Source organism: Flavobacterium xinjiangense (assembly GCF_900142885.1).
GTDB classification, from domain to species: Bacteria; Bacteroidota; Bacteroidia; order Flavobacteriales; family Flavobacteriaceae; genus Flavobacterium; species Flavobacterium xinjiangense.
This window is the reverse complement of record NZ_FRCL01000017.1, coordinates 1-22,992: the sequence shown is the minus strand read 5'-3', so window position 1 is coordinate 22,992 and position 22,992 is coordinate 1. Positions and strand designations below refer to the sequence as shown.

The following is a 22,992-nucleotide window of genomic DNA, read 5'->3' as shown; positions in this document are numbered from 1 at the left end:
AAATACAACTGGTGCAAACATTTCTATATCGCTGTTTATTCTATCAATTTTTCCTGCACAGTTTTGACAAAAATGCAGTTTTTTACATTCTTTTTTTCGTCCCAATATAGTTGTCTTAAATGTCTTTAAAAGGCTTCCACATTCTTGGAGGTCTTGTCTTATATATTCGTGATTACTAGGTATAGGAATTGCACAGCGGCTACAATTAAGCATGTTGTTTTATTTGTTATATTTATTAGACATATTTTTTGGAAGGTTTACCAGTTAATATCAGAATTTAATTTTTCGTTGAAATATTTAGATTTTTAGTCACAATACCAATTTTGAAATTGAATCTGATTTTCAGCTCGACATTATTGATCAGAAAAAAAGTATTTTTTTTTGCGGGCAAACAATAGTAAAACACCAAAAATTCCAGCAAGAATATTTATATAATTTATTTTAATTGAGAAATCTTGAAATAAAAATAAATTCGCAATGCTAAAAATTGTATAACCTAAAAGACTAGGAAAGATATAATCAGCTTTGTTTTTAAATTTTAAATCAAAAGGATAAAAAATAGTTCCTAATCCCAAAGCGGAAAGCGATAGGAGGTAATTAGTAAAAAGTTCTGTAAATATATTAGTAATATAGTTAAGAATATTCATTCCTAGTAAAATGGAAAAGGGAATTAAAATTAGCTTTCGATACATATTTTATATTTAAGGTTTATAGTCAAGATATAAAGACGTTAGTTAAATAATTTTTTACAGCTATTTAGTGATTAAATAAAATAGAAGCGGTCAATGAAAAATGTGCCAATTAATGGGATGGGTTTTTTTAGCTGGTTTATAGCGTTACTTATTCCTAAAAATAAGAATATAAGTATAGATAGTTCCATTGTGGTAAATAGAATTATTGGAATATTAGGTAATATTATAATTGTGAGTATAGTAAGTAGTGCGCCTAATATTCCCAAGCCAAATGCTTGTTTTAGATGGTATTTGGTTAGTGGTGATTTTCCACCTCTTTTATATAGTATGAAAGACACTATCCAACCAACTATTGTAATATAGCCAATAGCGGAAATTATTTTTCTATCCATTTTGGTTTTAAACTTCATCTGTATTATAAGTATATTAAAATAGATTTTCTTTGATATAAGTTACATATTCATATTACTATCAGAATGTATTTTTAGCATATCCGTACTTTTAAGTTTTTTTTTTTTTTTGACTTTATTAAAGTATGTTCAAACGGACAAAATATGAGCGCAATTGTATAATGATTTCTGGTAGTATTTTTGATGCATCCAGTAGCATGAGATTTTCCACTCTTTGCAATTTAATTAGTCTTTCTTTATTGAATGCACAAATGATCATAGGGATCCCTATATTATAAACTTTCATAAGATTGTAAAAATCATACTCTGAATAGATGACAAATATTATTATTGAGTGGTCACTGTTTTTTTTGTCGAACTTTTCCAAATCTTTATACGATTCAAAAGAAATATCTTCTTTAAATTTATGTTTTACAAGTTTGGAAAAATAGTTTTGGGTATCAAATACTAACCCTTTTTTTACGATCATACTGTAATTTGTTTACATTTAGATTTTTTTTTAATAGCGACTATACGAGCACGAATTTGATTTTCAGAAAAGTATTTCAGTATTAATGCTACCTACTTAAGGCCAATAGTTACAATGTCTATTAATGACAATATAGTTTGCGAGTATGAAATGGCGTAGAATCTATTTTACTAAGCTCTATAATTGTTGTCCAGGCGGCAGAATTCCCCAAAACCTATTTACCCTACCTTATTAAAAGTATACTACAAATTTTTTTTACTAAATAAGTAGCACCGCCTGAAGCAACAAAATATCCTAATACAAACATTTTTCTTTTTACCCAGTTACAGCAAATTCATTATCGAAAATGATTAATATAAACTGTTAATTAATTTTTAATTACTATTTAGAGATTTTGGATAATTATTAGGAATTGATTTGTCATTAATTTGCGTATAAATAGTTTTGCAGGGCAAATTTGCGTAAGTTTTTGTTTTTCTTCATGCACCCAGGTTAATAAATGAAATTACTTGATTTAATTAGGTGTTTTCTTCTAAACAAGACATAAATTAAAGACGATCAATTTCACGGATTTCCTTTTAGAAATACAGAATGTTACCAGCGAGCCCAGTTTTTCTCTAGCTGAGGTATTCGAAAAGCAGTATTTATTTATTCCACATTTCATATTATATCAGTTTTGCTAATGCGGAAGTTATGCGTTGAATTGATACCCGGCAATTGCCATCCTTAGTTCACTTGGTGAATGTACCAATTTATAGCTCCCACTTGTAAAGCACTTGGTAATTAAAAATGATTTACTTTTCTTTGTGAAAATTTATGTCTCTTCCTAATCAGCAACAGGTCAAACAAAAATGACAAACATTCCAATACGACATATCAATGAAATCCAAAAAGAACCATACTTATTTGGAAACTTTACCATTAGAGATATTCGAGAATTGTTGAACGAAAAAGACATGGTTCAGGATCTTCATCGACATGATTTTTACTATATACTATTTCTAAAAAAAGGTAGTGGTACTCATCAGATAGATTTTAAACCATACGAAATTCAAAATCATTCGATCTTTTTGATGCGTCCAGGACAGGTACATCAACTAGATTTAAAAGCAGGAAGCACAGGATTTTTAGTACAATTTAAAACTGATTTTTTTTATTCGCAAAACAAAATATTTCAACAACTTATTCGTAAAGTAAATCACATCAATTTTTGCAACTTAGATGACAATGGATTTAATAAATTAAAGATTATTTTATTGTATATTTTCAAAGAATATAATGATAAACAAGAAGGATATCATGAAGTAATAAAATCAAATTTAAGTATTTTTTTTATTGAATTAATTAGACATCGTCAAAATAAGGAAATTACTACTAATGATACCGACAGTTATGCTCAGGAACAATTGGATAAATTCGCAGAACTTTTAGATTCAAATATTGCAGTGAAAAAGCAAGTATCACAATATGCATATATGTTGAATATCTCATCTTATCAATTGAATGCAATTACAAAAAAATTGCTAAATAAAACACCTTCGGAATTAATTAATGAACACATTATTTTAGAATCAAAAAGATACCTTCTTGCAACTTCAAGCCAAGTTAACCAAATAGCTGACTTCTTAGGTTATGAAGATATTTCTTACTTTATAAGGTTTTTCAAAAAACATACTTCCTACTCACCTGAAGCCTTCAGGAATAATTTTAAATAAGTCCTATCCAACTTCATATTTGTCCTATCTAGCTGATTACATACTGCCATACTTTTGCTTAACAAATAATTTAAAAAAGTAATTGGTATGAAAACAAAAATGAAATTAATTGCAGCATTAAAGATATGGGTTGTAATTTACCCTTCGATCACAATATTTCTTTATATATTAAGTAAATCTTCAATGGAATTGCCTTTGTATTTAAAAACGTTATTCCTTACGCTTATTCTAGTTCCTTGGGTTGTATTCATTGGGGTTCCATTTGTAGATTCTGTACTGCGTCTTCTTTCAACCAAAGTGGATAAAAAATAAACTATGACAAAAAGTGTGAAAACAATTTTAGTTGGTATAGGAGCGACTGGTTCAATCGATTGTTTTACGTATTTAATTAGCCTTTTTGGCAAAACGCCACGTGGCATACTTTTTGTTGGTAGATGGTTAGCATATATGCCCAAAGGACAGTTTATGCATCACACAATTATTGAATCTCAAAGTATTGTAAACGAGCTTTTGATTGGTCAGATTGCCCACTATGGAATCGGCATTGCCTTTGCCTTTCTGTTGGTAAAATTATATGGTAAAATGTGGTTAAAAACGCCAAAATTAGGTCCAGCCTTAACTATAGCAATTATAACTCTGGTTCCTCCTCTTTTTATTTTACAGCCAGCACTGGGTTTTGGAATAGCATTCTCAAATATGCCTCAACAAGGTCTCCTCATTTTGAAAACTTCGTTTATTCATGTTATCTACGGGATTGGTTTATACTTAACTGCTATAGCGATAAATAGAATTAACAATGGCCCGATTAAATTCAAGAAAATCCATTAAAAATAAAGCGGAAGTGGAAAATTCAGTACTGATACCAAGACGAAAATTCATTAAACAAAGTGGGTTATCAATACTAACACTTGCTTTACCATTCTCTTTAACAAAACTTTTAAAACACAACAAAATGAAAAATAACAAAAAATTTGATGTAATAATAGTTGGAGGTAGTTATTCGGGGCTTTCAGCAGCCATGGCTTTAGGTAGAGCATTAAAAGAAGTGCTAATTATTGATAGTGGAAAACCATGTAATGCAAGAACCCCTCATTCTCATAATTTCCTGACCCAAGATGGGAATACACCAGCAGAAATAGCGGCCCTAGCAAAAAAGCAAGTCGAAAAATATGACACGATAAAATTTTTTACTGGCTTGGCCAGTACTGGAATAAAAAAAGATAATGGTTTTGAAATTCAAGTAACATCAGGAGAAACTTTCAGTGCCGACAAGTTGATTTTTGCAACGGGAATAAAAGATGAGATGCCTAACATTGAGGGATTTTCAGATTGCTGGGGGATTTCAATGCTACATTGTCCTTATTGCCATGGATATGAAGTGCGAAATAAAAAAACAGGTATACTAGGCAACGGTGAACACGGTAATGAATTAGCGCAGTTGATTTCTAATTGGACGAGTGATTTAACTTTATATACCAACGGAAAATCAACTTTGACAGAGGAACATACTGAAAAATTGAAAAAACATAATATAGAAATTATTGAAAAAGAAATTCATAGATTGGAACACAACAATGGCTATCTTAAAAATATAATTTTCAAGGATGGATCACAATCAGAAATTAAGGCAATGTATTCTCGCAACTCGTTTGAACAACATTGTAAAATTCCCGAATCGTTAGGTTGCGAATTAAATGAAGAAGGATATATAAAGGTAAATCATTTTCAAGAAACTTCTATTAATGGTATTTATGCCTGTGGAGATAATGTAACACGTTTACGTTCAGTTTCAAACTCCGTTGCGATGGGTACAGCAGCTGGAATGATGGCAAGTAAAAAAATGATTCTGGAACAATTTTAATAAAATCAATCATGAATAAATCTTGGGATAGTGAATATAAAAAAATGTGGGAAGAGCGATACAAAGAAACCGAATTTGTATATGGTAAAGAACCAAATGTCTTTTTTGAAAAATGGATCAAGAAATTAAAACCAGGTTCTATATTGATGCCTGCTGATGGTGAAGGTCGCAATGGAGTCTTTGCAGCAAAATTAGGATGGGACGTAACCTCTTTTGACTTAAGTGAAGAGGGAAAATTAAAGACATTAGAATTAGCAAAAGAAAATCAGGTAAGTCTTAAATATATCGTTGGTGACCTAGATGAATTACAATTTGAAAAAGAATCTTTTGACGGTATGGGTTTAATATATGCCCATTTTGCAGCCGAAAAAAAAACAATACTCCACAAGAAATTAGATCAATTTATCAAACCTGGTGGTATCATTATTTTTGAAGCTTTTGGTAAAAATCATTTACACTTTAATGAAATTGATCCAAAAGTTGGAGGTCCTCGAGATCTTGATATGTTATTTTCCACTGCCGAAATTAAATCCGATTTTGAAAATTACGATATATTATTATTAGAGGAAAAAAAAATAAATTTAAAAGAAGGCAAATATCATATTGGAAAAGGCTCCGTGATTCGATTTGTTGGAAGAAAAAAATAAAATTAAAATTTGGCAAAACTAGCCCCGAAACTTTATGATTTCGGGGCTTTTTCATTTAATTAAATTCCAAACAAGTAAAATATTTCTCAATATAATTTGCAAATTCATATGTATCAAGAGGGCAAGAAAAACTATTGAAAATATGTCCTATTCAACTTCATTTTTGTCCTATCCTGCAGGCTAACTCTTGAAATATCTTTGTCAAATAAATAATCAATTAAAATTTCAACAAATGAAAATTATCATCGTAGGTGCAACTGGCACCATGGGAAAGTACTTATCAAGTGCATTTGAAAATGAACATGAAATCATTAGAGTAGCTACTCAAGGAGGAGACTATCAAGTGGACATTACTTCTCCTGAAGAAATTGAAAAATTCTTTCAAGCTGTAGGCCCTTTTGACGCGCTAATTTCAACAGCTGGACCAACTTTTGTTGGACCATGGAAAAAATTAGACAACACAACATTCAGAAAAGGAGTTGAAGGAAAAATGATGGGACAAATTAATTTAGTGCTTATCGGACAAAATTATATCAATGCTAAAGGGTCTTTTACTCTAATCACTGGCGCTTTAACAGAGGAGCCGCAAATTAACTTCGCCAACGCATCGGCTGCCAACGGAGCAGTGGAAGGATTTGTTCGTGGAGCTGCCATTGAACTAGAAAATGGTATTCGTATTAATGCGGTTAGTCCAACAGTAATTGAAAATTCTCCGCAATACTTCCCATATTTCCCTGGTGAAATTCCAACTACAATGAAACAATTGGAATTCATGTTTAGAAAAAGTGTTTTTGGTGCAGGTACTGGACATATAATTAAACCCTAATTCTGATCGCGAAAGCGATCGTACCGTGGGTCATTGTTTGCAATGCTAATGGCCTGCGGTATTTTTTAACGAGTTTCAATCATTTTTCGTCTGGCAGCTAACTGTCATACAATCAAAATATAATCAATCTATGGTTGGTAATATTTCCAATTTTTAAAATAATTATGAAAACAAGTATCCAAACATTTTATTTTTTTTTAATAGTAACTATTTTAGCGTTCTCTTCCTTAAAGGCACAAAATAAAATTAGTCTTGTTCGATATGACGACAACTTTACGCTTCTAAAGAATGACACGGTAAAAAAAGGATTTGAAAAATTAAAATATATCTCATTAGGAGAAAATAAATTTATTTCTTTTGGTGGTGAATTGCGCGAACAGTTTCAAATCTATAATAATACAAACTTTGGAGATGTACCACCAAGCTATCAAGATAAGTCACCCAATCAACTTTGGCAACGTTTGATGGTGCATTCTAATATTGAATTAGGAAACCATTTTCGATTTTTTATTCAACTGAACAGTACGCTTCGTTTCTTGAATGACAATCCGATTGTTCCCGAGATTGATGAAAACCAATTAAGCCTGCATCAAGCGTTTGCAGAACTCAAACTAACCAATTGGAATTTTAGATTGGGGTATCAAGAAATGTACTATGGCAACCATAGATTAATTACTGTAAGAGAAGGACCTAACACTAGACAAGCTTTTGATGGTCTTGTAGTTAAACATAAATTCAAAAATGGAACAATTGATTTCTTTGCAGTTTCTAAAGTAATTTCCAAACAGTACGTCTTTGATGACTCTAGTATGCACGATGGCTTATATGGTATATACGGTACAAACTATTTTGCTAATCACAAAATAGGATTAGATTATTATTTGGTCGATTTTCAATCTAAAGCTAGAAAGTACAATTATCAGTCCGGTTTTGAAGACCGTCAAACGTTGGGTTTACGTTTATTTTCAAACTTAAAAGCAATAAACTTTGAATTGGAAGGCGGCTATCAAACAGGTAAATTCAATGATTTAAAAATTGATGCTTATAGCGTATTAGCAGATATAAACGCAACGGTTCTTCCATCAAAAAAGGGAATTATTGGTTTTGCTGCTAATGTATCCTCAGGAGATAAAAACAAGGGAGACAACAAATTAAACACTTATAATCTACTATATGCCAAACCGGCATATGGGCTAGCAGTTCCAATTGGAGCTAGTAACATTATCAGTTTGTATCCTTACATTAAAATAAATCCGACGCAAAAGCTCAACATGCTGGCTCAAGTATTCTTTATGGCTAGAAATAGCAATCAAGACGGAACCTATTCACCTGGCATGACACAAAATAGACCTAAACCAAATGCACTTTTCAGCTCAGACAAAAAAACATTAGGTCAATTTTATGTTTTAGAAACTAATTATCAACAAACAAAAAATCTATCTTTCTCTTTTGACGCTTCTTATTTTAACGCTGGAAGCTATCCTAAGACTACAGGAAATGGAAAAGACGTTACTTATTTTTCCTTTAAATCAACTTTTAAATTTTAAATTATTGAGCAAGGTTTGAATACTTTACTGTTGCAATTCTATTTTATAAACTAATATTCTAAATCTTTAAAAAATGACTGACTCAATCAAAATTCCAGTATATAGAGAAGAAAAAAAAACATTTGAATATGACCTAGAGGCTATGCTTGGTAAAGAAACTTTAGACATTTTCAATTTGGATGCAACGCTATTAGCTCAAAAAATTACATCGCCATTAAAAATCAATGTTGGTGATAAAACACCATTATTCCATCTTCCTAATGCCGTTGGGGATATAATTTCAATTGAAAATTTATTAAAACAAGGACCGGTAGTTATTACTTTTTATAGAGGCAATTGGTGTCCCTATTGTAATCTGGTATTGAATGCTTATCAGAGAATATTACCAGAAATTAAAACATTGGGAGCTAACTTAATTGCTATTTCTCCTCAAAACCCTGTTAGTTCTTTGTACATGCAAGCCAAGCATGACCTCGGTTATGAAGTCTTAAGTGATGCTGAAAATACTATTGCAAAGTTATTTACAACTATAATAAAAAGCGAGACCGAAATTATAAATGAAGCTAAAAAATTAGGCATTGATTTTTATGATTTCTACGATTTTTACGACCATAATTCAAAGGAAATTCCTGTTCCAGCGGTTTTTATAATTAATAAAAACGGTACTGTTGTTTTTGCAAAATGTGAAAACGGTGATTATAGACTTCGAGTTGAACCACAAGATATTTTGGATGCTTTATTGAATATAGCTGAATGATTATAATTCAAAACAATCTGTAAAGGACAATTGCTTTTAATTAACCATTACTGAATAAATTAAACTTATGAAAATTTTAGAGAATATATTTCCCACTTCTGAACAAATTCCATTAGAATGGAAATTAGATAATTTTACCGAACAAAGAGAATATCTAATTAATGGAGAGCTGCGAACTTGGAATGGCCCTATGAAAGTAGTAATATCACCTATATCAATTAAAAACGGAACCCAAATAATTAAAAACAGTATTGGAAGTACGCCATTGTTAACTGAAAAGGAATCGCTACAGGCCTTAGACTCGGCAGTGAACGCGTACGGTAATGGCACAGGTGAATGGCCTACAATGAGTATTGAAAAAAGAATTGCTCATATAGAACAGTTTGTTGTTGAAATGAAAAAACAAAGAATTTCAGTAGTGAAATTACTAATGTGGGAGATTGGTAAAAATTTACCAGACAGCGAAAAAGAATTCGACAGAACAATTATTTACATTGAGGATACTATCAGAGAATTAAAAAATCTCGATCATGGTAATTCCAAGTTTGAAAATGAAGAGGGAATTATTGCGCAAATAAGACGGGTACCTTTAGGCGTTGCTTTATGTATGGGACCGTACAATTATCCTCTAAATGAAACTTTTACTACATTAATTCCAGCACTAATAATGGGTAATACCGTAGTCTTTAAACCAGCAAAATATGGTGTGTTATTTATGAAACCACTTATGAAAGTTTTTCAAGAAAGTTTTCCGAAGGGTGTTATAAACATTATTTATGGTAAAGGTAGAGAAACTGTTGGTGCCATTATGGCAACTGGTAAGATAGATGTATTTGCATTTATTGGCATTAATAAAGGAGCAAGTGATATAAAGAAACTGCATCCAAAACCGCATCGATTAAGAAGTGTATTGGGTCTTGATGCAAAGAACCCAGCATTTATTTTACACGATGCCGATATTGATACAGCAGTAAGCGAAACTATTGCAGGTTCACTATCTTTTAACGGGCAAAGATGTACTGCCATTAAAATTATTTTTGTTCATGAAAGTATTGCTGATGCATTTTTGAAAAAATACACTAATAGTTTAACAAAATTAAAGTTTGGTATGCCATGGGAAAAAGATGTTAAAATTACACCTTTACCAGAAATAGGAAAGACGGCATATTTAAAGGAACTTGTAAAAGACGCTAAGCAATTTGGAGCAGACATTATTAATGAAAACGGTGGAGAGATAAATGATACCTTTTTCTACCCTGCCGTACTTTTTCCTGTAAATTCTCAGATGAGAATTTACCACGAAGAGCAGTTTGGTCCAGTTGTCCCGATAGTACCTTACACCGATATAGAAGAAATAATCAATTATTCTGTACAGTCAAACTTTGGGCAACAGTTAAGTGTTTTTGGTACAGATTCTGAAAATATTGGACTTCTGATTGATGAACTTGCTAATCAGGTAGGACGGATTAATATCAATGCACAATGCCAACGTGGCCCAGACAATTACCCATTTATTGGAAGAAAAGATAGTGCAGAAGGTACTCTAAGTGTTCATGATGCCTTAAGAGCTTTTAGCATTCGGATTCTGATTAGTACAAAAGATAATCCTGTTAATCGAGAAATTTTTAAAACAATTGTAAGAGAAAATCAAAGCAATTATTTAAGGCTAGATTATGTATTTTAATATGTATTCAACTGGTATTACAATTACCTAAAACTAAAATAAAACTTAACAGCATTTACCATTGAAGATGATAAAATAGCGTCTTCAATGATAAAAGAGTATTAAAATCAAATAATAGTTTTTGTATTACCTATTTAAAAGAGATTGTTAGTTTAGCCTCTAATGTTGTCTCTGCGGATGAAGATATTGGAGATGATCAAATTAAAAACCCAAGATTTAGCGTATGTATAGCTTGTTGATAGTCTTGCCGTTCCTATTGGAGTTAGAGACAAGATCAGTTTGTATCCCAATATTAAAATAAATCCTTTTTCCGAAATTAAGCATTCATGCATAAGTTTTTTTAATGAAAAGAAGTTGTAATCAGAAGGGAACTTATTCTCCAGGAATGATTGAAAACAGACCAAAGCCAAATATGCTTTCTATTTCAACCAAACAACATTGAGTGATTATAATGTTCTAGAAACTAAATATCAGCAAACAAAAAATCTATCTTTCTCTTTTGACGCTTCTTATTTTAACGCTGGAAGCTATCCTAAGACCACAGGAAATGGAAAAGATGTTGCTTATTTTTCCTTTAAATCAACATACAATTTGTAATCATAGAATAAATCAGGACATAAGACTAGAATTCTTCGCCAATGCCTTGCAGGCTTAAAACAGTAGTTTGCAGACACCATTACTTACTTCGCATAATAAAATTGTAGCACTTACTTTTTTCGTGGATTTTTGTATAAAATACTGGCAATTTATACGTAAGAACAATCATGGAAAAGATTATTTAAAGCGATAGTGTCCCCAAGGTCATTATTTTGTAATGGTAATGACCTTCGGTTTATGAATGAGTTTCAATCTATCTACAGCAAACTGGAGATACAATCAAAAAATTAATCAAATAATTATTAGTAGTAGTACCAGCATATTATACTACTTACTTAAAAATCAAATTATGAAAAAAGAATTTATTTCATTAGTAGCTGTACTTGCTCTATTTTTAGGTATAGGTCACTCCCTTCATGCTCAAGAGAGGAAAATTATTTTAGAAATTAATAGTTCTATAAACAATACAGCTTGTAATTTAGATTCAGGGCAAAGAAACTGCCTATTAGAAAAAACTAAAAATAATACTATCACCAAAATTTCAAGTTTTTCAGGCAAGGGATGTCAGTTTTTAACTTCACAGACACTTTCTTTAGGCAGGTACTTAATGACCGTTTCTTGTTTGGGGTTTGAAGATGAAAAAATAGATTTTGAAGTTACTGATCAAGATAAAAGTAAAATTGTTTTAAAGACGATTAGTTTGAAAGAAAAAAACAATTCACTTAATGAAGTAACAGTATATGGTAACAAGAAGCAGTTCATAAAGGTTGAATCGGATAAAACGACAGTAAATATAAGTAACAATGCAATGCTAAATAGCGGTAGCAGTCTGGATGCTGTAAAAAGGCTACCTGGAGTTATTACTTCTCCTGCTGGAGGTCTAAGCTTGAACGGGAAAAATGTCACTGTATATGTGGATGGCTCCCCAAGCACTTTAAGCGGCAACGATCTGCAGAATTACCTTTCAAGTCTTCCTGCAAATGCAATTGATAAAGTGGAATTAATTCATAATCCCGGAGCTGCATTTGATGCTAATTCAAATGGTTCTATAATTAATATAGTGACAAATTCTAAACGTCTAAAGGGTGTGAATGCAAGTTTTAATATCAATTACAGTTTCAACAAATACCAAAAGCCGGCTCCGCAAATTCTATTGAATGGAAAACAGAAAAATCTGTCGTGGCAGACTATGTTAGGGTATAGTTATGACGACGCGGAAAAAAGGATTACAACTGAACAGTCTTTTACTTCGTTCTCTCCAGCTAAAGCTCTATTTCAAGATAAATTCACCGTTACTACTAAAAGAAATGTATATTTTCGCTTGGGGACAAATTATAAATTGAGCAGCAAGTCAAATTTATTGTTTAATTACAATGTAAACTTTGAAAATGAAGACATTGATTATCGATCAATTAGTAAAGGAGAAGGGTTTGTATTTAGGGATAACGGGATTACAAAAAATAAAAATGGCAATCAGGAAGCCAGTCTTCAATATAAAACCAAGCTCGACACTCTGGGAAAATCGCTTGAGGTGATCGGTTTTTTTAACTCATTCAACAAAAATCCTTTGAACAAATCTAATACGTCTGACAACATGTTCAATACTGCTGATCTTGATTTTGGACTGACGAATTCCTATTTAAAATACGACTTCGTTTTACCATTTGAGAAAATGAATTTTGCAGTAAACACGGGAGGAAAGTATAATATGATTAAAGTAAATGACTTAGGCAAATACAACTTCAACAAAATAGGAAGAACTATTGATTTTGAGTATCTGCAGAATAATTTTGCTTTTTATGTTGAAGGTAGGAAGAAAATTAAAAAATTGAATATGACAGCTGGTTTGCGTTATGAAGGTTTTAATGTAGAGCGCTTGGCGAGCTCAGTTGCTGACAAAGTAAAATTTAAGAACTCGAATTTGTTCCCAAATGTCAGTGCTTTGTATGAAGTAGGTCCGCAGATGAATTTATCGGCTTCTTATTCCAAAAAAATACAGCAACCCAGCTACAATACGGTGGATCCAAACAACAATTCAACATTCAATCAATACAATTCTTCTGTCGGAAATATTTTATTGAAGCCAAGCTTTTTTGATAACTACGAATTTAAATTCACAGCTTTACAGTTTGTTCAGTTAGGTGCCAATTATACTGTTGCGAAAGATGAAAGCCAATATATTTTTAATGCTAAACCAGGAGAATTAGTAAGCAATGAATCATTTCAATCATTCGATAAAATGAAGACTTTCAGTGCATTTTTCTCTTTCCCAGTTCCAATTGATTATTTCTTCAAAGGGAAGAAAGAATTCGATAAAAGAATGAATGCGATTGACAAGATGAATTACATTTATTTTCATATAAATTACATCAAAACAAAAATTGATGGTTATGATTTTCCTTATACTAATAAAGCCATTGTAAACTGGGGAATGCAATCACAAATCTTGCTGCCTTGGGACATTACAAACGTGATGTCATATTCCATCTTACCAAAAGGAACTTGGATAATATACCAGATTGAGAATCCCATCCATCAGTTCGACATTTCTTTCAACAAGGATTTTATAAATAAAAAGCTAAAAATGGGACTACATTGTTTTGATGTTTTCAATAGTAGTGAAACAAATGCTCTGGTTTCGGGTGAGAATCTAAACACGGATTACCATCAAAAAAAAGACAGTAGAACTTTCAGAATATCTTTAACCTATAATTTTGGAAATTTAAAATTAGAAAAAGAAAACACGGAAATCAAAAACGAAAAAATAAAACAAAATACTGGTTTATAACTTGTCCTTAAATTATGGATATCATTTATATTAAATAAGAAAAAAAATCATAAAAGCTTTACAAACTAATAAAAAACAAGTCTTACTTTAAATTTAACATGTCTGTATTTTAACAGAATTTATCTCTATTTGAGGCAATAATCTAAAACTTTATTTCATGAAAAATTCAATCAAATTACTTGTTATTTGTTCGCTATTACTAACTTCAATGACTTATGCACAATGGTCATCAATACAAATAATAAAAGGTAACGGAAAAGTAACTTCTGTAAATAAATCTACGGACCCGTATAATGCAATTGCAATAGAAGGTTTTTTTGATGTCGAATTAGTTTCAGGAAAAGTAGGAAATATTACCATAAAAGGTGAAGAGAATTTATTACCTTACATAAAAGTTGAAGTTGTCGGGCAAGTACTTAAAATTTCAAGGAAGAAATACAAATATATCTTCAATGGACAAAAAATTATTTTAGTTGTCCCTATTGAAAGCATAAATCAAGTCTCATTGACTGGTTCGGGTCATGTAATAACTAAAAACAGTATTAAATCGAAATCGTTTTCAGGTAAATTAATTGGCTCTGGTGATATGAATTTAGAAATAGAATCAAATGATGTTAGCCTTAATTTAAGCGGTTCAGGAAATATTCGACTAACAGGAACAACAGAAAAATTAAATAGTAATCTATACGGATCAGGGGATATACAAGCCGCTAATTTGAAAGCTAAAAATGTTAAGGCAAATGTTTCAGGTTCGGGAGACACTTCAGTTTACTGCAGTGAGAGTATATATGCCAGAGTTTCGGGTTCAGGTAACGTAGAATATAGAGGTAATCCGAAACAAGAAGACACAAGAGTGAATGGCTCAGGAGGAATATCGAAAGCTTAGCTTTTTAGTTTAAATATTACAATCAAGGTATTTTATAAATTTTTTAGTAACTCTTTTGACAGTATAATACAAAAAACATTGCAAGAAATCAAATGGCAAATCGTGGACTTCCAGTGATCTGGTCAATTATTCAAAAGGGATAAGAGCTGAGCTTATACAAAAAAATAATAGCAATAATATCAAAATGGATTTTGGCACCTATTTGATTGGTGTTTTTAAATATGAAACGAAAGAGAATGAGTTTTTCGGACCCGATTTTGTGACTGGTTGGTGGTTTAACAGAAATTTGAGGATTTTTAGAAATATTCAAAAAATAAATGCAAAACCAACAGATAGAATATTAGTTATTTTAGGTGCAGGACATATGACTTTATTAAATTCAGTTTTCGATTCTTCCCCAGAATATTAATTGCAAAAAGTTAACGAATATTTAAAATAAAATTTAATTGAGGTAGTCCGTTTAAAAAAAAACAAAAACTTGTCTATTTGCAAAGAGTGGCTAGAACGAATTAGTTCATGTGGGACAAATTATCTCTTAACGTGAGCACTTTTGAAATGGTAAGGCCCATAATTTGGGATTAAATATTAAAAATAAATAAGATAAGAAAGACCATAAAATTCTATTGATTTAGCCGGACTAGTAAAATAGGTTAAAGCAGTACTATTGAAATTTATGACTTGATTATTTTAATATTCAGCATGTCAATTTAAAATGGCATAAAACAAAATAATCTACAATTACTGTTGTATGAGCAACTTGAATGAATAAATTAAAGTAAAAAAGAACAGTGGGTTGGCTGGATTTAGGTAACATCTTTTGTGGGGTTGTTATGATGATTTGATTTTGGTTAGTTAATTTTAAAAATAAGAATCCTAATTGTTGTCCAAAATCCACGCTAATCCATTATCCGAAGAACAAAAGACAAAGTATGGGCAAAATGAAAACAATAGAAATTAATTTTGAAGACTTTCTAATAACTACAGGCAAAACAAAAATGGACATCCTTGTCATTCACGCCTTTTTCTCTAACTATTCTGGTTGGAGTGATAATATCCCACTAGAAAAAGTAAAAGTGGCTATTGACAATTCCCAAAATTAGGACTTTTCCATAAACAAAAGCAAATTGGATTTGCGAGAGTGATCTCAGACTTCTCCACAATTGCTTATGTAGGAGACATTTATGTTTTGGACCACTATCGAGGAAAGGGGTTTTAAAAAAACAGATGGACATGGTAATCAATCACCCAAATTTGAAAGATTTAAGACGGTTGATTTTATTGACTTCCACTGCTGATTGGTTGTACGAAAAATATGGATTCACAAAACTAAGAAAACCGGATTTGTATATGGAACTTTACCATCCTGATATCTATAAATGTATTTTATAATACAAAAACATGTTTTACTACTTAACTACAAAAGCATAATTACCGCTAAATTTATAGTCAATCATTTTTAATAATATTCGAAAAGTGTTCCTTATAGGTAATCCCAATTGGTATACGAGTTTTATTTATAACCACAATAGACTTTTCAATAACCTCAATATGTTTCAATGAAATGATATAAGATTTATGAATCCTTACAAATGTATTGGAAGGCAACATCTTTAGTATTTCACTCATTGGCAGTAGCGTCATAATTTTACCCTTTAGAGTATAGAAAAGCATATAATTTCCAGCAGCTTCTATGTAAAAAATATCATCTGTTGCTATTTTGAATGTTTTCGAACCGCTTTTAATAAGTACAGATTGGCTATGCGGCTCATTATTGGCAGGCACAGATGTCTCTTCTTTTTTTAAGGAAGAAAGGTCAAAAGCCTTGTTCACTCCCTTAAGAAATCGATCATATTTTACAGGTTTCAAAAGATAATCCACTGCATTAAACTCATAACTTTCCGCTCCGTATTCCGAATAGGCCGTCGTGAATATGATTTTTGGCAGCACCGGCAACGCCTTCAATAATTCGATACCCGATAGTTCAGGCATATTAATATCTATAAACACCAAATCTATGGGGTTCTTCAATAGAAAATTCATTGCATTAAACGGATTTGTAAACCCGGCAACAAATTCTAAAAAGGGTGTTTTCTGAATATATCCTGAGATCAATTCAAGGGCTAATGGCTCGTCATCAATAGCTATACATTTCATAGTTGGATTGGTTTTAGCTGTATTTCTAATCGCACCTGAAATAAATGTTCTTCATTCTTAATCTCTAATTGATGTTGGTTGGGATAGAGTAAAAGTAAACGTTCTTTAACATTTTTCATTCCAATCCCCGAATGTTCCTTATTGGTTCCAACAGGACTATTGTTCTTTAAATTTCTCGTTTCGAGTATCAATGTATCTGAATATAAAAAAATGAATATAGACATTTCGGCTTTCTTGCTCAGCATTATGCCATGTTTAAATACATTTTCAATGAATGGAATCAGGATCATCGGAGCTATTTTTAAATTTTGAAAATTTCCTTTCACTTCATATTTTACCTGACTGGCAATTTCCGGTGATAAACGCTGCAATTGAAGGTTAATGTAATTGTCGATATAATTAATCTCCTTTTCAAGTATCACTTTATCTTCATTGCTTTCATACAAAACGTATCGCATCAGTCCGGACAATTTTTCAATGATGTCGGCAGTTCCTTCATCGTTGCTTTTAATGGCGCTGGCGAATGCCATATTTAATGTATTGAAAAGAAAATGGGGATTGATTTGAGCTTTCAGATATTTTAGTTCAGCGCTCAATTTATCGCTTGCCAATTGTTGTTGCAATTTCTTGCTGATTAGCCAATTTTTAGTTAGTCCATATGCTGTCGATAAAGACAAAATAAGGGTTTTAGTCTGAAAGTTAAGAAGGATTTCTGAAAAAAAAGGCTCTTTTTCACTCGAAAAAAGGGATATCGTATAAAAATGGTCCAAAACACTATTTATCAAAACAGTACCAATATATAAAACAATCATCAGCGTAATATACAGTCGGTATTGCTGTTTTGAAAAAAAACGTGGAATGAGGTATAAAGCATTAAAATAAAACAATATAATACTTAAAATGGTACTCCAGATCATAGGAGGATAAATACTGTCGTCCTGTTTTCGAAAAGAGCCAAGCGTTCTAACTTCAAACCAAACAAAAAGGAAGAAAGACCCCCAAATAATAAAATGTATTACAGGTTCGATTGTAACTTTTAATCTGATTTTTCTTGGCATTTGTAATCGTTTTAGTTGTAAAGATAGTTAGTAAAAATTAAAAAATTGGGATAGCAAACCTATAATTATTTGTATTCTACTTTTGGCTATTTGTATTGCATTCGTCCATTAAATAGGGTCAGTCCTATTGTTTTTTTGCGTGTACAAATAATTGTTTTTTTTCTGCAAAATTTAATGAGTTAGTTTGTCAAAATAATTATAAACAACTTTATCATGAAAACAAAAATTTCAGTATCAGTTATTCTACTATTTATTGGATATCTGAGTAACGCGCAAAATATAAAATCCGATCCTTTGGAAGGCTCTTGGATAGGAAAAACCAATACCAAAGACGTATCAGCTTCAGAATTAGTGCTATTTAGAATTGAATTGAAGAAAAATTTAATTAAAGGCTATATGGATTTTCCTGATAAAAGGTTAAAAGATATCTCACTAGATAAAGTTTGGAGGGTTAAGGATAGTGTATTTGCAGATGCAAGAAAATCATTGGGATGGCCTGATACGGCTCCATTAATTTTTAAAGGAGTAATGATGCCTGGAGATTCTATCGTTGATGGAATGTGGGGCGGCAATACACCCTTAAAATTGAGTCGAACTAACTATGTATTTAAACTTAAAACAAATACAAATCCCCAAATGGCAGGTTTTAAAATAATTAAATTAATTGAAAGTACCCCTTTTAAAGATCAGCAAGCCACTGGTGATTGCTGGAGTTTTGCCACCACTTCCTTTATTGAAACAGAAGCTATAAGACTAGGGAAAAAACCGGTAGTACTTACTCCGATGTTTTTTGTCAGACCAACTTATATCAATAAAGCGGAGAACTATATAAGAAGAAATGGAAGTAGTTTTTTTGGTGAAGGAGATTTAACCTTCAGCGTAATGAAAGCATACAAAGAATTCGGAGCCATTCCTGAAAGTGTTTATTCCGGTAAATTAGATTCTGATACCAAGCATGATCATGCAGAGATGAACAATGCATTATTGGAGAAGGCTAAATTTTATAAAAATTCTCACGGAGATTTGACACCCGAGATTTACAGAAGGGACATGGATGAAATCCTGACACAAACTTTAGGAAAAGTTCCAGACACTTTTGTTTACGATGGAAAGCACTTTACCGCTGCATCTTTTGCAAAAGAAATGATTGGAATCAATCCTGATGATTATGTGGAAATTACCTCATTTAACCACCATCCTTTTTATTCAAGGTTTACTTTAGAGATTGAGGCCAACTGGAATAATAATCAATATTTAAATCTTCCATTAGATGATTTCAGTGCCGTAGTTGATGATGCCCTAATGCATAATTATTCCGTTTGCTGGGATGGGGACATCTATGAAGGATTTAATGATGGTTTCGCCGTTTTGGGTGATAGTAAAATAATTACACAACAGATTAGACAGACCGCATTTGATAATCGTACAACCGAAGACATCCATAATATGCATATTATTGGTATTGCAGAGAGTGGCACAGGTAAAAAATTTTACATTATTAAAAATTCAGGCGATGCCAAGGATTGCGGAGGCTATCTTTATATGTCCAAAGAATATCTACTTTTAAAGACGATTTCAGTTATGGTCAATAAAAACGCTATTCCAAAGGAAATCATGAAGAAAGTAGGCAAAAATATTTAATTTTTTATAAATTATCAATTGATAAAATAGTAACTTTAATTTTATTTCTTCTATTTTTAAAGCAATAACAATTTAAGTACTAAATTCAACCAAAAGCCGAATCTATTTTTTTCGGCTTTTTTAATTTTATATGTAGCAGCAAAAAAACTATAACTAATAAATAGGTCAACTTAAATCAAAGCTGTCTTCTTTATAAAGTCATGTTTGCAAAATTCACAAAAGTCTTTGTCAATTTCTTTTTTTTCTATCCACCAGATTTGATTCTGTGTCTAATTTCCCAATCTTGCAGACGAATATACCCTATTTGAATAATAGATTTTCCATAAACTTTAAAATCATCGTATTTAGCTCTCCTAAATTACTAAATTTAAATTTATGAAAAAATCAATCGTTATTTTGTTACATATTGGTTTTTGGATGTGCTATTTCCTTTTAATATTAATCATGCTAACTGTTTTCTACAGAAGTAGCAGTCATGCAGTAGATCAGACAGCACGAATTGTAAATGCGTTCAATTCACTTCTCCTATTTGCATTTTTTCCTTCGTTCATCACATTTTATTCTTGTAGTTTTATAGTATTTCCAAAATACCTGCAACAAAATAAATTTTTGCTTTCCACTATTTTCGGTATTTTGATTTCTATAGGTGTTTCGATACTAGCGTACATTATAATGCGGTATTTTATAGAATCAGGTCATCTTATTGATATGGATAAAGACGGCATAAACCAAAGGTCTACTGCTATAAATACAATAATGGCTATGAGCTTTATTGCTTCAATTTCCGGTTTGGCGGCCTTAATTCTTAAAGGTTTTATTACTTGGGTTAAAGAAATAAAATTAAAAGAAGAATTAAAACAAAAAAATCATGAAACAGAAATGGCATTGGTAAAGGCCCAGATTGATCCTCATTTCCTATTCAATACGCTAAATAACATTGATGTATTGATTTTAAAGGATGCCGGTGAAGCTTCAAACTATTTAAACAAACTATCCGATATTTTGCGTTTTATGTTATACGAAATTAAAACAGATGCAATTTTACTTAAAAAAGAAATTGAGTACATTGAGAAGTATATAGAATTGCAAAAAATAAGAACTGCAAATTCAAACTATGTAAGTTTTCAGATAAATGGCACTATGGATAATAGAACAATAGCCCCTATGGTCTTTATTCCATTTATTGAAAATGCCTTTAAGCATAGTACAAATAAGAAAATAGACAATACTATAAGTATTGAAATATATATTAATAAAGAGAATATCATATTCTTGTGTGAAAACAAATTCGATCCAACTCGACTACTAAAACAAGAAAGCGATGGTTTAGGGAATGATCTTATTCAAAAACGTCTGAATCTAATTTATCCAGAGAAGCATATATTAGAATTAGAAAATCGAATCAACCTTTATAGTGTGAAATTAACAATTAAAAATGAATAGATACTCTTGTATAATCATAGAAGACGAACCTTTGGCTCTTGAGAGAACCAAGAATTTTGTTAGCAAAATACCCTTTTTGAATTTATGTGCTACGTTTGATAATGCGCTTGATGGGCTCTCTTATTTAAAGGATAATAAAGTCAATTTACTTTTTTTAGATATTAATATGGATGAATTATCCGGTATTGAGTTGCTTGAAAGTTCAAAAATAGAAAGCCAGGTTATTATAACGACAGCCTATCAGGAATACGCTATAAAAGGCTATGAGCTCAGTGTAACGGATTACTTATTAAAACCTTTTACGTTTGACCGGTTTTTAAAAGCGGTAAATAGAGCGCGTGAAAATATTAATCAACCCCTGCTTACTACTCAACAGGATTTCATTTTTGTGAAGACCGAAAATCGATTAGAGAAAGTAAATTTAAGCGACATTCTATACATTGAAGGGATGAGAGATTATCGAGGAATTCATACCGTAAATAAAAAAATTATGACACTTCAAAATTTTAGTGAACTGGAACAAATTATACCTCCCAATTTAGTTTGCAGAGTTCATAAATCTTATATGGTTGGGGTTAGCAAAATTGAATCTATTGAACGGATGAGGATATTGATTTCTAATCAGAGAATCCCAATTTCAGAAACCTACAAAGAGCTTTTTTTTCAAGTAGTAAATAATAGAACCTGAATTTTCATTACATATTTTGCAGACTTAAAACAGGAGTTTGCAGACATCCTTATTTAATTGGCATATTAAAATTGTAGACCTCACTTTATACTTGGACTTTTGTGTAGTTATAATTAATAAATGGGAATAATTATATTAATGTATTTAACATATAACCTTACTTAAACAATCAATGAAAAGACTAACAGTATTTTTAATTTTATTACTTATTTCAAATTTAACCTTTGGACAAAACAAAGAGACAACGGATAAAAAAGAAATAAAACAGATTTTAAATTCGTTTATGGACTGTATTGTAAAAAAAGACAGTATAAAATTTTATACTCTTTTTCATAACGATCCGATAGTTTGGATTGGAGTTATAAAAAAAACAACGCATGAGGTGATGCTAAAAAAAGAACCAACTAGAAAAAATTATTTTGAAAGTACATATAAAGAATTCTATAGACTTCTTTCAGATGCTTCAGAAGAAAAATTTTACAATATCGACATAAAAGAAGACGGCAGTATTGCTGCGGTAACTTTTGATTATAGTTTTTGGAAAAACAAAATTAAGGCAAACTGGGGAGCTGAAAGTTGGGGTCTCATTAAAGTAAATGGGAATTGGAAAATAACAAGTGTACTATTCTCTCTGGAATCAGAAAAAATCAACCCGGAACCCATTAGAGCAAAATAGCTAGGCTAAATAGGAGTTACCCTTACCTATTTTAAATACAAATCGCATGGCAATTATTTTAAAAAATATAAAAAATTAAAAACATGAATACAAAATTAATTTATTTCGTAACGCTGACACTTCTGCTTTCTGTCAGTAGTATGTTTTCTCAAGAAAAGTGTACTTTAAGTGGAACCGTTTCTGATGCTAAAAGCAATGAAACCATAATTGGTGTAAACGTATATATTCCCGAATTGAAAACGGGAACTACCACTAACGAATATGGTTTTTACTCTATCACTATTCCTAAAGGGAACTATAGAGTTCAGGTGAGTTCAGTAAGTTTCCAAACAATCACAGAAAGTGTTAATTTAGACAAAAACACCAAAAACAATTTCAAGCTTTTCAGTAGTGAAGAACAATTACAAGAAGTAGTAATTAAAAAGGATAGGAAAGCAACCAATATCAAAAAAG

General features: G+C 31.2%; 22 protein-coding genes. 20 read left to right on the top strand and 2 right to left on the bottom strand.

The features are described 5' to 3' along the window. The first annotated feature begins 785 nt into the window (after positions 1-785). The 15 genes from BUC23_RS17240 (at position 786) to BUC23_RS17745 (ending at position 16,268) form a co-directional block, all read left to right on the top strand. Entirely contained in the window at positions 786-1,055 is a 270-nt protein-coding gene (locus BUC23_RS17240) for a hypothetical protein (protein ID WP_084538376.1), read from the top strand. A 1,367-nt stretch (positions 1,056-2,422) separates the two neighbouring features. Continuing rightward, the gene (locus BUC23_RS15630) at positions 2,423-3,286 is read left to right on the top strand and encodes a helix-turn-helix transcriptional regulator (protein ID WP_073211124.1); all 864 of its coding nucleotides are present in this window, start codon (positions 2,423-2,425) and stop codon (positions 3,284-3,286) included. Between the two features lie 87 nt (positions 3,287-3,373). After that, the gene (locus tag BUC23_RS15625; RefSeq protein WP_073211122.1) at positions 3,374-3,598 is read left to right on the top strand and encodes a putative antibiotic biosynthesis monooxygenase; all 225 of its coding nucleotides are present in this window, start codon (positions 3,374-3,376) and stop codon (positions 3,596-3,598) included. Positions 3,599-3,601: 3 nt separating this feature from the next. Next, on the top strand, positions 3,602-4,114 hold the full coding sequence (locus tag BUC23_RS15620; protein ID WP_073211119.1) for a DUF2938 family protein: 513 nt from the start codon (positions 3,602-3,604) through the stop codon (positions 4,112-4,114). 124 nt (positions 4,115-4,238) lie between these two features. After that, positions 4,239-5,147, top strand: coding sequence for an NAD(P)/FAD-dependent oxidoreductase (locus tag BUC23_RS15615; protein WP_073211183.1), 909 nt, complete (start codon positions 4,239-4,241; stop codon positions 5,145-5,147). Between the two features lie 11 nt (positions 5,148-5,158). Further along, positions 5,159-5,794: a class I SAM-dependent methyltransferase gene (locus tag BUC23_RS15610; protein ID WP_073211116.1), complete on the top strand. Its 636-nt coding sequence runs from the start codon at positions 5,159-5,161 to the stop codon at positions 5,792-5,794. Between the two features lie 232 nt (positions 5,795-6,026). Further along, a complete protein-coding gene (locus tag BUC23_RS15605; protein WP_073211113.1) occupies positions 6,027-6,620 on the top strand; it encodes a short chain dehydrogenase in 594 nt (197 codons plus the stop codon). Between the two features lie 164 nt (positions 6,621-6,784). Further along, the gene (locus BUC23_RS15600) at positions 6,785-8,167 is read left to right on the top strand and encodes an alginate export family protein (protein ID WP_073211110.1); all 1,383 of its coding nucleotides are present in this window, start codon (positions 6,785-6,787) and stop codon (positions 8,165-8,167) included. A gap of 73 nt (positions 8,168-8,240) precedes the next feature. Then, positions 8,241-8,924, top strand: a complete 684-nt coding sequence (locus tag BUC23_RS15595; RefSeq protein ID WP_073211108.1) for a peroxiredoxin-like family protein — start codon at positions 8,241-8,243, stop codon at positions 8,922-8,924. A gap of 67 nt (positions 8,925-8,991) precedes the next feature. Then, entirely contained in the window at positions 8,992-10,608 is a 1,617-nt protein-coding gene (locus BUC23_RS15590; protein ID WP_073211105.1) for an NADP-dependent glyceraldehyde-3-phosphate dehydrogenase, read from the top strand. 946 nt (positions 10,609-11,554) lie between these two features. Then, the gene (locus BUC23_RS15585) at positions 11,555-13,993 is read left to right on the top strand and encodes a TonB-dependent receptor domain-containing protein (RefSeq protein WP_167365591.1); all 2,439 of its coding nucleotides are present in this window, start codon (positions 11,555-11,557) and stop codon (positions 13,991-13,993) included. Positions 13,994-14,150: 157 nt separating this feature from the next. After that, positions 14,151-14,879 carry a head GIN domain-containing protein gene (locus tag BUC23_RS15580; RefSeq protein WP_073211101.1) on the top strand — a complete coding sequence of 243 codons (729 nt, stop codon included), beginning with the start codon at positions 14,151-14,153 and terminating at the stop codon, positions 14,877-14,879. Between the two features lie 118 nt (positions 14,880-14,997). Further along, positions 14,998-15,288, top strand: coding sequence for a DUF5694 domain-containing protein (locus BUC23_RS15575; RefSeq protein ID WP_279625713.1), 291 nt, complete (start codon positions 14,998-15,000; stop codon positions 15,286-15,288). 529 nt (positions 15,289-15,817) lie between these two features. After that, positions 15,818-15,979 carry a hypothetical protein gene (locus BUC23_RS17750; protein WP_244153834.1) on the top strand — a complete coding sequence of 54 codons (162 nt, stop codon included), beginning with the start codon at positions 15,818-15,820 and terminating at the stop codon, positions 15,977-15,979. A gap of 124 nt (positions 15,980-16,103) precedes the next feature. Then, a complete protein-coding gene (locus BUC23_RS17745) occupies positions 16,104-16,268 on the top strand; it encodes a hypothetical protein (protein WP_244153832.1) in 165 nt (54 codons plus the stop codon). A 57-nt stretch (positions 16,269-16,325) separates the two neighbouring features. On the opposite strand, the gene BUC23_RS15565 is transcribed toward BUC23_RS17745, so the two are convergent. Both BUC23_RS15565 and BUC23_RS15560 read right to left on the bottom strand, forming a co-directional pair. Next, positions 16,326-17,033 carry a LytR/AlgR family response regulator transcription factor gene (locus BUC23_RS15565; protein ID WP_073211095.1) on the bottom strand — a complete coding sequence of 236 codons (708 nt, stop codon included), beginning with the start codon at positions 17,031-17,033 and terminating at the stop codon, positions 16,326-16,328. After that, the gene (locus tag BUC23_RS15560) at positions 17,030-18,091 is read right to left on the bottom strand and encodes a sensor histidine kinase (protein WP_073211092.1); all 1,062 of its coding nucleotides are present in this window, start codon (positions 18,089-18,091) and stop codon (positions 17,030-17,032) included. Before BUC23_RS15560 ends, BUC23_RS15565 begins: the two co-directional genes overlap by 4 nt. Before the next feature lie 213 nt (positions 18,092-18,304). Between BUC23_RS15560 and BUC23_RS15555 the strand changes: the two genes are divergently transcribed. The 5 genes from BUC23_RS15555 to BUC23_RS15535 form a co-directional block, all read left to right on the top strand. Next, positions 18,305-19,732: a C1 family peptidase gene (locus BUC23_RS15555; protein WP_084538375.1), complete on the top strand. Its 1,428-nt coding sequence runs from the start codon at positions 18,305-18,307 to the stop codon at positions 19,730-19,732. A 375-nt stretch (positions 19,733-20,107) separates the two neighbouring features. Then, positions 20,108-21,175, top strand: coding sequence for a sensor histidine kinase (locus BUC23_RS15550; protein WP_073211089.1), 1,068 nt, complete (start codon positions 20,108-20,110; stop codon positions 21,173-21,175). Beyond that, on the top strand, positions 21,168-21,863 hold the full coding sequence (locus tag BUC23_RS15545; RefSeq protein ID WP_073211086.1) for a LytR/AlgR family response regulator transcription factor: 696 nt from the start codon (positions 21,168-21,170) through the stop codon (positions 21,861-21,863). The genes BUC23_RS15550 and BUC23_RS15545 overlap by 8 nt, the downstream gene beginning before the upstream one ends. Before the next feature lie 172 nt (positions 21,864-22,035). Continuing rightward, positions 22,036-22,539 carry a nuclear transport factor 2 family protein gene (locus BUC23_RS15540; RefSeq protein ID WP_073211083.1) on the top strand — a complete coding sequence of 168 codons (504 nt, stop codon included), beginning with the start codon at positions 22,036-22,038 and terminating at the stop codon, positions 22,537-22,539. Positions 22,540-22,622: 83 nt separating this feature from the next. Next, positions 22,623-22,992, top strand: a 370-nt coding sequence (locus BUC23_RS15535) for a carboxypeptidase-like regulatory domain-containing protein (protein WP_244153831.1), incomplete at its 3' end; no start/stop codon positions are given.

What these genes read in the sequence shown, in the direction of transcription:
- BUC23_RS15630 (WP_073211124.1), top strand. Translation starts at nt 2,423, where the DNA reads ATGACAAACATTCCAATACGACATATCAATGAAATCCAAAAAGAACCA.
- BUC23_RS15555 (WP_084538375.1), top strand. Translation starts at nt 18,305, where the DNA reads ATGAAAACAAAAATTTCAGTATCAGTTATTCTACTATTTATTGGATAT.
- BUC23_RS15545 (WP_073211086.1), top strand. Translation starts at nt 21,168, where the DNA reads ATGAATAGATACTCTTGTATAATCATAGAAGACGAACCTTTGGCTCTT.
- BUC23_RS15550 (WP_073211089.1), top strand. Translation starts at nt 20,108, where the DNA reads ATGAAAAAATCAATCGTTATTTTGTTACATATTGGTTTTTGGATGTGC.
- BUC23_RS15610 (WP_073211116.1), top strand. Translation starts at nt 5,159, where the DNA reads ATGAATAAATCTTGGGATAGTGAATATAAAAAAATGTGGGAAGAGCGA.
- BUC23_RS15565 (WP_073211095.1), bottom strand. Translation starts at nt 17,033, where the DNA reads ATGAAATGTATAGCTATTGATGACGAGCCATTAGCCCTTGAATTGATC.
- BUC23_RS17240 (WP_084538376.1), top strand. Translation starts at nt 786, where the DNA reads ATGAAAAATGTGCCAATTAATGGGATGGGTTTTTTTAGCTGGTTTATA.
- BUC23_RS15605 (WP_073211113.1), top strand. Translation starts at nt 6,027, where the DNA reads ATGAAAATTATCATCGTAGGTGCAACTGGCACCATGGGAAAGTACTTA.
- BUC23_RS17745 (WP_244153832.1), top strand. Translation starts at nt 16,104, where the DNA reads ATGGACATGGTAATCAATCACCCAAATTTGAAAGATTTAAGACGGTTG.
- BUC23_RS15625 (WP_073211122.1), top strand. Translation starts at nt 3,374, where the DNA reads ATGAAAACAAAAATGAAATTAATTGCAGCATTAAAGATATGGGTTGTA.
- BUC23_RS15560 (WP_073211092.1), bottom strand. Translation starts at nt 18,091, where the DNA reads ATGCCAAGAAAAATCAGATTAAAAGTTACAATCGAACCTGTAATACAT.
- BUC23_RS15600 (WP_073211110.1), top strand. Translation starts at nt 6,785, where the DNA reads ATGAAAACAAGTATCCAAACATTTTATTTTTTTTTAATAGTAACTATT.
- BUC23_RS17750 (WP_244153834.1), top strand. Translation starts at nt 15,818, where the DNA reads ATGAAAACAATAGAAATTAATTTTGAAGACTTTCTAATAACTACAGGC.
- BUC23_RS15580 (WP_073211101.1), top strand. Translation starts at nt 14,151, where the DNA reads ATGAAAAATTCAATCAAATTACTTGTTATTTGTTCGCTATTACTAACT.
- BUC23_RS15620 (WP_073211119.1), top strand. Translation starts at nt 3,602, where the DNA reads ATGACAAAAAGTGTGAAAACAATTTTAGTTGGTATAGGAGCGACTGGT.
- BUC23_RS15595 (WP_073211108.1), top strand. Translation starts at nt 8,241, where the DNA reads ATGACTGACTCAATCAAAATTCCAGTATATAGAGAAGAAAAAAAAACA.
- BUC23_RS15590 (WP_073211105.1), top strand. Translation starts at nt 8,992, where the DNA reads ATGAAAATTTTAGAGAATATATTTCCCACTTCTGAACAAATTCCATTA.
- BUC23_RS15540 (WP_073211083.1), top strand. Translation starts at nt 22,036, where the DNA reads ATGAAAAGACTAACAGTATTTTTAATTTTATTACTTATTTCAAATTTA.
- BUC23_RS15585 (WP_167365591.1), top strand. Translation starts at nt 11,555, where the DNA reads ATGAAAAAAGAATTTATTTCATTAGTAGCTGTACTTGCTCTATTTTTA.
- BUC23_RS15615 (WP_073211183.1), top strand. Translation starts at nt 4,239, where the DNA reads ATGAAAAATAACAAAAAATTTGATGTAATAATAGTTGGAGGTAGTTAT.